This window comes from uncultured Fibrobacter sp. (genome assembly GCF_947305105.1).
In the GTDB taxonomy this organism is placed as follows: domain Bacteria; phylum Fibrobacterota; class Fibrobacteria; order Fibrobacterales; family Fibrobacteraceae; genus Fibrobacter.
Map to the genome: position 1 here is coordinate 15221 of NZ_CAMZCS010000024.1, position 12286 is coordinate 27506.

The following is a 12286-nucleotide window of genomic DNA, read 5'->3' on the forward strand; positions in this document are numbered from 1 at the left end:
TTACCTTACTTGTTCATAGAGTTGAGGAACGTTTCGTTGTCCTCGTAGAGTTTCATCTTGCTGATCATGAAGTCCATGATTTCGGTGGAGGTCATGTCTTGCAGGTAGCGACGGAGAATCCAAACGCGCTGGAGTTCGTCTTCGGTGAGCAGGAGTTCTTCCTTACGCGTACCTGACTTGAAAATATCGATGGCGGGCCAGATGCGCTTTTCGGAAAGGCGGCGGTCCAGCACGAGTTCCATGTTACCGGTACCCTTGAATTCTTCGAAGATCACTTCGTCCATGCGGCTGCCGGTTTCGATAAGTGCCGTGCCCATGATGGTGAGCGAACCGCCGTTCTCGATTTTACGTGCCGCACCGAAGAAGCGCTTGGGGCGCTGCATGGCGTTCGCGTCCACACCGCCAGAAAGAATCTTGCCGGAGTGAGGGATGACAACGTTGTTCGCACGGGCAAAACGCGTGATGGAGTCGAGCAAAATAACCACGTCGTTGCCGTTTTCCACGAGGCGCTTTGCCTTCTCGATGACGATGTCGGCGACGCGGGTATGGTGCTCGGGCGGCTCGTCGAACGTGGAGGCGATGACTTCACCCTTCACGTGGCGGCGCATGTCCGTCACTTCTTCGGGACGTTCGTCAATCAAGAGCACGATAAGCTTGACTTCGGGATGGTTCTGCGTGATGGCGTTCGCGATGTTCTGCAGGAGCACCGTCTTACCGGTACGCGGGGGAGCGAGGATAATGCCGCGCTGGCCCTTGCCGATAGGTGTGAACAAATTCATGACGCGCGTACTGAACTCGTCTTTTTTCCATTCCAGATTGAGCTTCTGGTTCGGGTGGATTGGCGTGAGGTATTCGAATGCGACGCGGCGTTTTGTCTTTTCGGGGGAATCGAAGTTCACCGTGTCGATGCGCATCAGGGCGAAATACTTTTCCTGGTCTCTCGGCTGGCGGACCTGTCCCGTGATAGTGTCGCCCATCTTCAAGTCAAAGCGGCGAATCCAGTTCTGGCTGATGTAGATGTCGTCCGGGCCGGCCTGGTAGTTGTGGTCGGGGTTGCGGAGGAATCCGTAGCCTTCGGGCATGATTTCGAGGACGCCTTCGGCGTAAATCGGAGTGTCTTCGCCGTTGGTGGCGCTGAGGATGCGGTAAATCAGCGCCTGCTTGCGCATCTTCTTGAAGTCGGGGATGTTCAGTTCCATCGCCTGGCGCTGGAGTTCGAACATCGGGAGCCCGCGCAGTTCCTTCCACTTGGCGCGGGAGGCGGCCACCTTCTCGGGGTCGGGAGGCGGCAGCTGCACGGAATCGTCAAGAATATCGTCTTGCGGCAAGAAACGGTTGCGGCGGTTTTTGAACTTGTTGAACTTATTGAATTTGTTGAACTTGTTGTTGCCGTTGTTCCCGTTATTGCCATTATTGTTGTTGAACTGTTGGCGCTGCTGGTTGCCGTCTTGGTTTTGCGGGTTGGCGTTCTGCTGGCCGTTCTCACCGGCCTGTGCCGGAACTCCTTCGGGAGCCTGTGCCGCACCTTCCTGGTTGGGTGCCTTCTGTTCGTTTGTCTCTATTCCGAGTTCGCGGGCCTGCTTGCGTTCGGCAGCTTCGATGGCATCGACAACAGGTGCGTTCTGCGCATGTTCATAAGCGGGCGTGAATTCCTGTTCAAAAACGGGCACTTCTTTTTTCTTGGGAGTGGGGGCTTCTTGCTGGGGCTGTACTTCCTTGCTTTCTGCTTTTTCTGCCTCGACCTGGGCCTTCGGCTTCCTGCCGCGGCGCTTGGGCTGCTGGGCAGCTTCGCCTTCGGGCTTAGGTGCAGTTTCAAGTTCTAAAGCATTGTCTTGTTCTTGAATTTTCTTTGTTCTAGGCACTGTAACGTCCTTCTGTAGATTAGATTAAAAATTTTACGTGGATGAATGATGAAGAATGGAACAACAGCTTGGCTTGCAAGTCAGTGATTTCCGAAAATTTGATTGGAATAAATAAAATGTTCTACATGAGAACTGCCATAAGATACATAAAATTATCGGCTTTGTCATAGAAAAATCCAAAAAAAAGGAAAAAAATTTTTTTTTGTCAATAAATCCGAAGTATTTCACTTTTTTGCGCATTTCGAGCACTTTTGGAATAATTATATTAGTGCCGTGGATTCTTTAGAAAGAGTTTTTGTCGCCCTGGGCAGCAATGTGCCACCTCGATGGGTGAACCTTTTTTCCGGCAGGGACATGCTCCGTCGTATCTCTTCGGGCGGCTGGATGGAAAGCCCTGTGTACGAGACTCCTCCGGTAGGGCCGGCGGGTCAGGGTCCTTATTTCAACCAGGTCGTGAGCTTCATGTATTCCGGGACTCCCAAGCGCTTGCTTAATTACCTCAAGGGCGCAGAAATTTTATTGGGACGCAAGGACCGTGGGCATTGGAATTCTCGCGAAATCGACTTGGACTTGTTGTATTATGGAAAGTTTGTCCAGGCGGGGCGCCCCTGCATCCCGCATCCAGAATTAGACAGAAGGCAGTTTGTCTTGGTTCCCTTGAACGACATCGCTCCGGACTGGGTAGATTCGTTGAGCGGATGTACCGTGAACTCCCTGCTGCAGACTCTCCTCGCACGGGAAGAGAAAATCCCGTTCCGCAAGATAACAGAGGTGGAACCCTAATATGATAAAAGAAAGCGGAATCCATTTTATCGCCATCGAGGGCGTCATCGGGGTAGGGAAGACGACGCTTGCCCAGATTATCGCCCAACGTTGGAACGCAATGTGCATCGAGGAAAACTACGACAAGAATCCGTTCCTTGAAAAGTTTTACGAGAATCCCGAAGCGTACGCATTCCAGACACAACTTTTCTTTTTGCTGGACCGCCACAAACAGTTGCAGAACTCGGCTCTTCAGAGCGACCTTTTCCACGATTTGTTAGTCAGCGATTACACGTACGACAAAGACCAGATTTTTGCTTCGCAGAACCTGTCCGACAGCGAATACGCCATGTACGAAACTATCGCGCGCTCCTTGGATAAGGACATCCCCAAGCCGGACCTCGTGGTCTACCTGCAGGCGAGCGTGCCTATTTTGTTGGAACGCATCCGCAGCCGTGGCCGCGCAATGGAAAAAGCCATCGAAGGGAATTACCTCAAGGATTTGCAGGAACGCTACGACCACCATTTTTGGCACTACACCAGTGCACCAGTCTTAATCATCAACACGGACAACATTGATTTCGTCCATAACGAGAACCATTTGAATTTGATCCTTGACGCAATCAGTGCGTGCCCGACCCAAACGACATATTTTGTACCACAAGGAAGTCTATAATGCTTTTAGTCAAGACGATTGACGAACTTCGCGAACAGTTGAAACCTCTCGCTAGACAAGGAAAAAAGATCGGGCTCGTACCCACGATGGGTGCGCTCCACAACGGGCATGGCGCGCTCATCAAGGCGTCTGCCGCGGAATGTGACGTGACCGTGGTGAGTGTTTTCTTGAACCCGATTCAGTTTGGCAAGAACGAAGACCTCGGAAAGTATCCCGTGCGCCTCGAAGCCGACGTGAAACTTGCCGAGTCCATGGGGGCCGATTACGTGTTCGCTCCGTCTGTTGCCGAAATGTATCCCGATGGTTCGCCGATGACGACGGTCCGCGACGAAAAACTCGAGGAAATGTATTGCGGCGCTTACCGCCCCGGCCATTTCCGTGGCGTGCTTACCGTAGTTTCCAAGTTGTTCAATATTTCGGGCGCGGATGTCGCTTACTTTGGTGAGAAGGATTACCAGCAGGTGTTCATGATCGAGAAGATGGTGCGCGACCTGAATTTCGACATCAAGATTGTGCGCGTTCCCATTGTGCGTGAGGAATCGGGCCTTGCCCTTTCTAGCCGCAACGAATACCTCTCTTCGGACGAGAAGTACAAGGCGCTCGGCATCCACGAAGGGCTCAAGAAGGCAAAGATTGCCTACAGTTCGGGTGAACGCGGCGTTGCTAAGCTCCGTGACCTTGTGTTGAAATCGATTCTCGGCAATCGCGGCATCGTGCAGTACGTGGAAATTGTCGACCGCAGGACGCTCCAGCGCTGCAACGGGCTCCTCCCAGACGATATCCCGGTGACAATCCTTGTCGCTGCGTTCTTCGGAAAGACTCGCTTGATCGACAATATCGAGCTGTAGTTAAAACAGGTTACGGAAAGTCGACTGCAGAAAGTTGACTTCCTGTAGAAAATGGAGTTGGATATGAATAAGAAGTATTGCCTTTGGACTGTGCTGTTATGGGCTGTTCTTCTTTTGGTATCCGCTTGCGGGGACGATGGGACATCTGCAAACAGCGATGTTCTCGGTGACAGTGACGAACTGACAAGTTTGTCGGTCGTATCGAGTAGCGGTAAGGCGAGTCACTCTTCTGTGGCCGACTCGGTCGAGATTCTCCCGGATTCCTCTAGCGACAAAAAAACGGCATCCTCGTCATCCAGCAGTTCTGCGGGAAATGTCAGAAGAAGCTCCAGCTCCAGCAAAAAGGTGGCATCGAGTAGTAGTGTGAAAATTGCATCAAGTAGTTCTGTTCTTGTTCTTGATTCGGCAAGATTATGTACACCGGGCTATATGTATTGTTCTCGTCCGATTGGAGCTGATAGTTTACAAGCTGGAGCTTATAAGAAATTTACGGATAGCCGTAATGGGCGAACGTATTTTTATTTGACGATTAATGGAAAAAATCGCAATGGAGATTCTGCTTCTGTTACGGTAATGGCAGAAAATTTGAATATTGGTGAGATGGTGGACGGATCAAAAGATCAGTCAGATGACAAAGCAATAGAGCGTTATTGCTATGATAACGATACCACAAAATGCGAAAAATATGGGGGCCTGTACCAGTGGGCTGAAATGATGCAGTTACCGAGTCGCTGCAACAAGGAAAGTTGCGCCGAACTAATACAACCGAACCATCAAGGAATCTGCCCGGAGGGCTGGCATCTGTTGACTTCCGATGACTTTTACATTGTCGTAAATACAAATGGAATTGATGATGACTATAGAGCCATGGAACTTCGTGCTGCGGGATACGGAGGGCTTAACGGTAGTGGATTCAGTTTGATTGGAGCAGGCCTTAATTGGGTTTATTCATTCATGGGGTTAGATCAATATACCTATTGGCACTATCCTGAGGAAAATTCGCAAAATTTGGCAGAATGGTCTAACGCTGCATGGCAATCAAGATATACAACAGAAACATATACCGATATTCATGCGGAAAAAATAAATGGTTATTCAGTCCGTTGTACGATGAATGAAACCGAATCAGCGCCGGAATAATCTCAGCCCCCAAAAAACATAAACATTGTGGCTTAGAAGCAAAACACAAAAAAAGCGGCCATCGAGGCCGCTCAAATTTGCTTAAGTATACAAACTACAACTCACGGATCTTTTTTTCAGAAAGGCCGGTATTTCGCACAATTATTTCCATCGGAACGCCATCTTTCAGCAAACCCTTCGCGATTTCTTCCGCTTTATCCATGGCTCCTTCATAGCGTTCCATGGCTTTGTCATAGTCGCTCATGTCTACTGTCATAAGATACCTCGAACTGAAATTACATAATTTCACCTCGTTTTGCAATACCTTGAACACGGGGTCATTTGCAAATTCGCTGAAATCGGCTTCTCGATTCAATGTATCGATGGCGCGGAGCCATTGTGCAAGGCGGCTGCTGTCGTCCGCAAAACGTTCGGCATCCTTGAAGAATTTCTCCACCTCAATCAGTGTTACTGTCTGCCGGTCAAAATAGACCTGCTGTTCCTGATTGCGCAGCTGTACTGTATGGCGGTAGTTTGCAGATTCGGGGAACGCATTGAAGAACTGGAATCCGATCACGTTCAGGTTTTCGAGTTGAGGCTCTTTCCCTTTCCTTGCCATGTTGCTTGTAAGACGAGCCACGTAGAGGACTAAGCGATCTCTAAACACTCTCTTGTCTTCGTGCTGAACCTCGATAGATATTCGGTCCCGAGGAACATCGCCATCGCGGTCGTTCGTCAGGAGAATGTCCGGCTCTGCGCTTCGGTAGCCAAGTTCGCCGGGGATGAACGGGTTTACGAGTTTCGGGTTCATGATGCGGTCGGAGCCGATGAGGCCCAGGGCCGCGTTCACGAGATCCGTCGTGAGCATGATGTTCTTTTCGCTTGCGAGAATTTTCTTGATGCATCCGTCGTTGTAGAAGTACACGTTTTTGTGCTCGTACTCCTTGACGAATGCGTCAATATCCCCGCCGTTGTTGCTCGTTTCCCTCAGTTTCCCGAGGAACTGCGCGAATTCTTCTCGAATCATATGTCTTTTCCATTCCGGAACGCGCCGGTTCGCAAACGGACGAAAATCCGTCTGTGCTTATAGACGTTTTTACGGCGGTTTTTATCCGGGCCGGAATGAAATTTTTTTATGTAAAGTTTAGCCTAATTTCTTCAGTATTGCGGCGGCTTTCACGAACTGCTGCTTCACGGACTTGGGACCGGTACCGCCTTCGATGTTACGGCGGGAAACGCTGTATTCGAAGGTGAGGGTCTTCTTCATCTGTTTCACGTTCGGGACGCCGGCGCTGGCCCAGGCCTCGTCACTGAGGTCCGTGAATTCGAGGCCTTGGCGGGCGGCTTCGCCGACCAGGCTACCGACCACGTGGTGGGCGTCGCGGAACGGCACGCCGGATTCGACCAGAAGATCGGCGAGGTCGGTAGCCAGCAGCGCCGGCAGCATCTTCGCGTGCATCTTGTCGAAATTGAAACGTGCGCTTTCCAAGGCTTCTTTCATGACGCGGAGAATCACCTTCACGTTATGGACGGAGTCGAAAACCGGTTCCTTGTCTTCTTGCAGGTCGCGGCTGTAGCTGAGCGGGGCTCCCTTCACCAGAGTGTAGAGGGCGCTGAAGTTGCCGAGCATGCGGCCAGACTTACCACGAATCAGTTCCATGGAGTCGGGGTTCTTCTTCTGCGGCATCATCGAGGAACCGCTAGAGAATGCGTCGTGCAAGGTGAGGTAGCCGAATTCGCTGGTGCTCCAGTTCACGAAATCTTCGGCGTAGCGGCTCATCGTGTTTGCGATAATGGCGAGGTCGGCCTCGAATTCGAGCATCATGTCGCGATGGCTCACGGCGTCGATGCTGTTCGGGCTCACGCCATTAAAACCGAGTTCCTTGGCCACCAAGGCGCGGTGGTACGGGAAGGCGGAACCGGCCATGGCACCGCTACCGAGCGGGAGTTCGCTGTGCAGTTCCAGGAAGTTGTCGAGGCGCTTCACGTCGCGGCTCACGGCGAAGAACATGCTCATCAGGTAATGGCTGAAGTAGATGGGCTGTGCCTGCTGCAGGTGCGTGTAGCCCGGCATCATCTTGCCGAAGTATTTTTTCGCGAGGTCGAGCACCGTTTCCATGAGAGAAACTTCGAGGGCGCGGATTTCGGCGGCGCGGTGGCGCATGTAGAGCTTGAAGTCCGTGCAGACCTGGTCGTTACGGCTACGGCCCGTGTGGATTTTCTTGCCGAGGGCTCCGATGCGTTCGGTGAGCACGCGTTCCACGGCCATGTGGATGTCCTCGTCGGATTCCTGCCACAGGTTCTTGCCGGCCTTGTAGTCCTTGAGTATGCTGGCCAGGCCGTCGCAAATCTTCTTGTAGTCGGCCTTGCTGAGCACGCCCGATTCCACTAGGCCCTTGCCATGGCCGATGCTGCCTTCGATGTCTTCTTCAATGAGTTCGGCGTCGAATTGCAGGCTGAAGCTCAGGTCCACCATGCTCTGCGCCATGCCGCTTGCGAAGCGGCCGGTCCACATGTTGGTCTGGGTGCCTTTCTTTTCAGTTTTCTTTGCGCTAGTCTTTGCCATTTTAAAATCCTCTTTTTTACGCGCGGAAATATAGTAATTCCGAATTCCTAATTCCAAATTCTATTAGTGCCCGGGGAATTTCGTGAGTGTCTCGATGTTGTAGCCTTTCAAAACATCGCGGCCATGCAGGTCGAATAGCTCAATGACAAACAGCAGCAGTTCTACCTTACCACCCAATTTTTCGATGAGGTGCGCCGCGGCTTTGGCCGTGCCGCCTGTCGCAAGCAGGTCGTCGATGATGACTACTTTCTGGCCGGGCTTTATGGCATCCTTGTGAACTTCTATGCTTGCCTGCCCGTATTCCAAATCGTAGGTAATGCCGACGGTTTCGCGGGGGAGCTTTCCCTTCTTGCGCACGGGCACGAACGGCTTGTGGAAATGCTCGGCGAGCGAGACCCCGAACAGGAATCCGCGTGCCTCCAGCCCGGCGACCAAGTCAAATTCCACGTTCTCTAGCGCCTTGTAGAGGGCGTTGAGCGTGAGCTTGAGTCCGTCGGCATCGTTCAAAATTCCCGTGATGTCGCGGAACAAAATTCCCGGCTGCGGAAAATCCGGAACAGAGATAATAAAGTCTTCGATACGTTTCATTTGCTCCCCTAATCTTTAGATTCTTCTCCCTAGCCTCTAGATCCTAGATTCTAATCCCTTCCCAAAATCTCCTCCACCTTCGCAATAATCCTGTCCCTTTCCCCACACCAGTTGGGGGCGAGGAGCATATCGCTCGGGCTTTCTCCGCTGAATCGCTCGATAGCGGTATCTGGCCCGATAATCTTGATCATTTCGGCGACGGCGGCGCAGTATTCTTCAAAATCCAGCAGCTTGATTTCGCCGGCGGAGAAGTCCTGCGCCATCACGGTGCCCGCGACAATGTGCAGCGGGTGAATTTTCACGGCGGCAAGTTTCAAATCGCGAACCACTTCGGCGGTGCGTTTGAAATCATTCATGGTTTCGCCAGGGAGCCCGACAATCACGTGCGTGGTGACGGTGAGGTTTGCCGCTTGGCAGCGCTTGACCGCATCTTCGAACTCGGCGAGGGTATGCCTGCGGTTGATGGCGGCTAGCGTCAGGTCGTTGGCGGTCTGGAGGCCGATTTCTACGATGATGGGCTTTATGCGGTTCATCTCCGCGAGGTATGCGATTTTCTCGTCTTCGAGGCAGTCCGGGCGCGTACCGATGGCAAGTCCGGCGATTTCTTCGTGCTTTATGATCGGGTCGATAATCCCCTTCAGGTGCTCGAGCGGCGCGTGCGTGTTCGTGTACGGCTGCAAGTAGGCGAGGATGCCCGCATGCGGGTACTTATCGCGTAGGCGCGGCACGAATGTCTCGAGCTGCTCCTGGATGGAAACCTTCGCCTGGTCGAACACCGGGCTGAAACTGCGGTTGTTGCAGTAGCTGCAACCCGAGAATCCCTTGGTACCGTCGAGGTTCGGGCAACTCATGCCTCCGTTTAGCGGGAGCTTGCGCACCTTGAGGTAGTTCGGGAAAATCTTGAGCAGTAAATCGCGGTAGGGAGTGTAGTGCATATTGAGAAAGATAGTTATAGACGATAGGCGAGAGACGAAAGACGAGAGGGAAAATAAGCGATACTTTGTGCTTTTATGCTGCTTTTTTGCTATTTTACAAGAAAAGAGGATTTTTCATGCCTTATTGTCAGAAATGCGGGACTGAGCTTGCCGAGGATGGACGCTTCTGCCCGAAATGTGGCTTGGCTCGGTCAATGAATTCCGAGTCTTATACGGACATTCGTTTGGAAGAGTTTCACACCGGTAAAAGGGTGAACCAAGTTGCCTATGTACTCATGGCTGCCCTCCTGGGCTGTTTCGGCATCCACAAGTTTTATGCTGGGAAAATCGGGATGGGAATCCTGTATCTTTTGTTCTGCTGGACGTTTATTCCTGGGGTGCTGGGTATTATCGAGGCTATTCTTGGCGCTACCCGGAAGGCGGATGCGAACGGTTACATTTATTTTGACTAGCGTGTTCGTTGCGCTGTCCCGACATTGATACAATTGATACACTTTGGTCAAGAATGAGAAATGCATTCTTCCCGTTTGGCTCAGTTTTATTTATTATCCATGTAGAATGAAATTAAAATGGGACGCCTATGAAAACGAAACTTTCAAGATTGATTGTCTTAGCTTTAGCCCTGGTTGCTGCTCCGCTGTTGGCGCAGAACCTCTTGACCAACGGTGACTTGTCGTACGGTGACGGGGGGTGGTACCTTTGGAACAATCCCGCCGGCCCGGCTGAGGTGCAGACCAAGATAGGGGAGATGGGTCTCGGTGTCGACGCTTCCGAAGGCGCGAAAGTGGTTGTGACGAAACTTCCCAAGGACTGGTGGGGGCTGCAACTCCAGCCGCCCAAGTGGCTTGCTCCCGATACCGGCTACTATACGCTCACCTTCAAGGCGAAGGGCAACATGCCCATCAACGCCGTGGTGCAGGGCGGGCCTCCCGATTATCGCCAAAAAGAGAGCGGCAGTTTCCAGCTGACCGACAAGTGGAAGACGTTCTCGATGACGTTCCTTGCCGACCAGAAAGGGTATGGTTTGAATAACGTAACGTTCCATGTCGGGCTCCAGAAGGGCTGGATGCAGATTGATGACGTGGAAATCGAGAAGGCCGAGTCCATGGATTCCGAATGGTATTCCAAGGCGAATTCCCGTATCGAGTGGCTGCGCAAGCAGGACTTTTCCGTGGAGGCCAAGCCGGGCGAGAAGGTCAGCGTGAAGCTTGTTCGCCATGCGTTCCCGTTCGGCACCGCGCTCAACATCCATACCGACAACCCGCGCGACAGTATCGAAAATTGGTACAAGGCCGAGGCCAAGAAGCTCTTCTGGTACGCCGTGAGCGAAAACCAGTTCAAGTGGCCTGAGTACGAGCCCAAGAAGGGCAAGCTCCGCAAGGACGAGATGTACCGCTACGTGAAGTTCACCCAGGCGAACGGCTGGAAACTGCGCGGCCACGCCATCATGTGGGCGCACCAGGGCTACGATTACGACAAACATTACTCCAATCCCAAATCGGCCAAGCAGTGCGGCGACCTCGCGAAGTACCTCAAGGCCCGCATCGAGCGCGACCTGACGGAATACAAGGGCAAGATTACGGAATACGACGTGTGGAACGAGCCGCTCCACGAGGCCTACGCCTTCAACACGTGTGGCTGGGGCATTCTCGACAGCGCGTTCATTTGGGCGCACCGCGTCGATCCTACGGCCAAGCTCTACATCAACGACTACAACGTCGTCGCGGCGGGGGAGACCGACCGCTATGTGGACCTGGTCAAGGGAATGCTCGACCGCAAGGTGCCCGTCCACGGCATCGGTGTGCAGTGCCATTTCGGGCTGCGTCCCGTGGTGCCGGGCCTCATCAAGGAACGTTTGGACAAACTTGCCACGCTCGGACTGCCTATCAAGGTGACAGAGTTCGACGTGGGCGACTGGCAGGTCGGCATGAACGAGTCCGAGGAGGTGCAGGCCGAGAAGTTCGAAACCTTTATTCGCACGGCGTTTAGCCATCCGGCTGTACACGGCATTGTGCTGTGGGGCTTCTGGGATAACCGCCACTGGGTCAAGAACGGCGGCATCGTCGCCGCTGACGGCCGTGAAAAGCCCGCCGCAAAGCGCGTCTACGACTTGTGGCACAAGGAATGGACAACGGATACTACCGCCACGGCCGGTCCGGACGGCATGGCGAAGTTCCACGGGTTCAAGGGCCGCTACAAGGTAACGGTCGGCGACAAGAGCTTCGACAAGGATGTCTGGTAAGGGGCGATTTGCTATTTTCTCTTGCATGAAACAACTCCCCGGAATCCTCTTCATTCTCGCGGCGCCGCTGTCTGTATGGCTCTATATCAAGGTTCAGGCGGTGTCCGGTTCCGAGATTCTCGCTTTGCTTGCTGCTGTCGGTCTGTATGTGCTGGCGGCGGTTTGCATCGGGTTTGTGTTTTCGCGTCGGTCCGACCTGAATGGGCGGTCCAGTCAAAAGTGTGACAAAAAACACACTGAATCGTGACGAAAGACACCTCTCTATGTTTTTTTGTTTAACTTAATCTTACACGACTATGTCTATTGAAGAACGCTCCTCCCTAGTTTTTGTCTCTGGCGTTGGCCGTATCAAAGAAGAAAAACCCAAGGCCGAACGCCCCCAAGGTGATGGAATTGTCCGCATCATGCTGAAGCGTCTTGGCGGTGGCAAAATGGCGAGTATCGTTTCGGGTGTCCCTCTGGACGAATCCGAGTTGAAGGACTTGGCTCGCACCCTGAAACAGAAATGCGGTGTCGGTGGAGCCGTGAAAGACTTCAATATCGAAATTCAGGGCGACAAGCGTGCCGTCCTCAAGGCCGAACTCGAAAAACGCGGCTTTACCGTCAAAATTTCGGGCGGCTAGACCCCAAAAAGTTGATGTAAATCATACTCTGCGCCTTTTTTCTCCAAAAGGTGTGTTTTAGCTTA

At 52.6% G+C, this 12286-nt stretch carries 13 protein-coding genes; 8 read left to right on the forward strand and 5 right to left on the reverse strand.

Features of this window, described 5'->3' with window-relative positions; all coding sequences use genetic code 11:
- Nucleotides 1–5 precede the first annotated feature (5 nt).
- On the reverse strand, nt 6–1238 hold the full coding sequence (rho, locus tag Q0Y46_RS10780; RefSeq protein ID WP_366522524.1) for a transcription termination factor Rho: 1233 nt from the start codon (nt 1236–1238) through the stop codon (nt 6–8).
- An 897-nt stretch (nt 1239–2135) separates the two neighbouring features.
- Between rho and folK the strand changes: the two genes are divergently transcribed.
- From folK to Q0Y46_RS10800, 4 genes are all read left to right on the forward strand, one after another.
- Nucleotides 2136–2645 (forward strand): 2-amino-4-hydroxy-6-hydroxymethyldihydropteridine diphosphokinase, encoded by a 510-nt coding sequence (folK, locus tag Q0Y46_RS10785; RefSeq protein ID WP_297947306.1) that lies wholly within the window; start codon nt 2136–2138, stop codon nt 2643–2645.
- A gap of 1 nt (nt 2646) precedes the next feature.
- Nucleotides 2647–3300, forward strand: a complete 654-nt coding sequence (locus tag Q0Y46_RS10790; protein ID WP_295679502.1) for a deoxynucleoside kinase — start codon at nt 2647–2649, stop codon at nt 3298–3300.
- Nucleotides 3300–4148: a pantoate--beta-alanine ligase gene (panC, locus tag Q0Y46_RS10795; RefSeq protein ID WP_297947308.1), complete on the forward strand. Its 849-nt coding sequence runs from the start codon at nt 3300–3302 to the stop codon at nt 4146–4148. The genes Q0Y46_RS10790 and panC overlap by 1 nt, the downstream gene beginning before the upstream one ends.
- Before the next feature lie 63 nt (nt 4149–4211).
- Entirely contained in the window at nt 4212–5288 is a 1077-nt protein-coding gene (locus tag Q0Y46_RS10800; protein WP_297947310.1) for an FISUMP domain-containing protein, read from the forward strand.
- Between the two features lie 94 nt (nt 5289–5382).
- On the opposite strand, the gene Q0Y46_RS10805 is transcribed toward Q0Y46_RS10800, so the two are convergent.
- The 4 genes from Q0Y46_RS10805 to Q0Y46_RS10820 all read right to left on the reverse strand — a co-directional run bounded on the left by Q0Y46_RS10805 (nt 5383) and on the right by Q0Y46_RS10820 (nt 9356).
- Nucleotides 5383–6294 (reverse strand): Rpn family recombination-promoting nuclease/putative transposase, encoded by a 912-nt coding sequence (locus Q0Y46_RS10805; RefSeq protein ID WP_297947312.1) that lies wholly within the window; start codon nt 6292–6294, stop codon nt 5383–5385.
- 117 nt (nt 6295–6411) lie between these two features.
- Nucleotides 6412–7833, reverse strand: a complete 1422-nt coding sequence (gene argH, locus Q0Y46_RS10810) for an argininosuccinate lyase (RefSeq protein WP_297947314.1) — start codon at nt 7831–7833, stop codon at nt 6412–6414.
- Nucleotides 7834–7896: 63 nt separating this feature from the next.
- Nucleotides 7897–8421, reverse strand: a complete 525-nt coding sequence (locus Q0Y46_RS10815; RefSeq protein WP_297947316.1) for an adenine phosphoribosyltransferase — start codon at nt 8419–8421, stop codon at nt 7897–7899.
- 50 nt (nt 8422–8471) lie between these two features.
- Nucleotides 8472–9356, reverse strand: a complete 885-nt coding sequence (locus Q0Y46_RS10820) for a TIGR01212 family radical SAM protein (protein WP_297947318.1) — start codon at nt 9354–9356, stop codon at nt 8472–8474.
- Between the two features lie 116 nt (nt 9357–9472).
- Between Q0Y46_RS10820 and Q0Y46_RS10825 the strand changes: the two genes are divergently transcribed.
- The 4 genes from Q0Y46_RS10825 to Q0Y46_RS10840 all read left to right on the forward strand — a co-directional run bounded on the left by Q0Y46_RS10825 (nt 9473) and on the right by Q0Y46_RS10840 (nt 12221).
- Nucleotides 9473–9808 (forward strand): TM2 domain-containing protein, encoded by a 336-nt coding sequence (locus tag Q0Y46_RS10825; RefSeq protein WP_295679492.1) that lies wholly within the window; start codon nt 9473–9475, stop codon nt 9806–9808.
- 128 nt (nt 9809–9936) lie between these two features.
- Nucleotides 9937–11598 (forward strand): endo-1,4-beta-xylanase, encoded by a 1662-nt coding sequence (locus tag Q0Y46_RS10830; RefSeq protein ID WP_297947321.1) that lies wholly within the window; start codon nt 9937–9939, stop codon nt 11596–11598.
- A gap of 25 nt (nt 11599–11623) precedes the next feature.
- Nucleotides 11624–11845: a hypothetical protein gene (locus Q0Y46_RS10835; protein ID WP_295679489.1), complete on the forward strand. Its 222-nt coding sequence runs from the start codon at nt 11624–11626 to the stop codon at nt 11843–11845.
- A 49-nt stretch (nt 11846–11894) separates the two neighbouring features.
- A complete protein-coding gene (locus Q0Y46_RS10840; RefSeq protein ID WP_295679487.1) occupies nt 11895–12221 on the forward strand; it encodes a stress response translation initiation inhibitor YciH in 327 nt (108 codons plus the stop codon).
- The last annotated feature ends 65 nt before the right edge of the window (nt 12222–12286 follow it).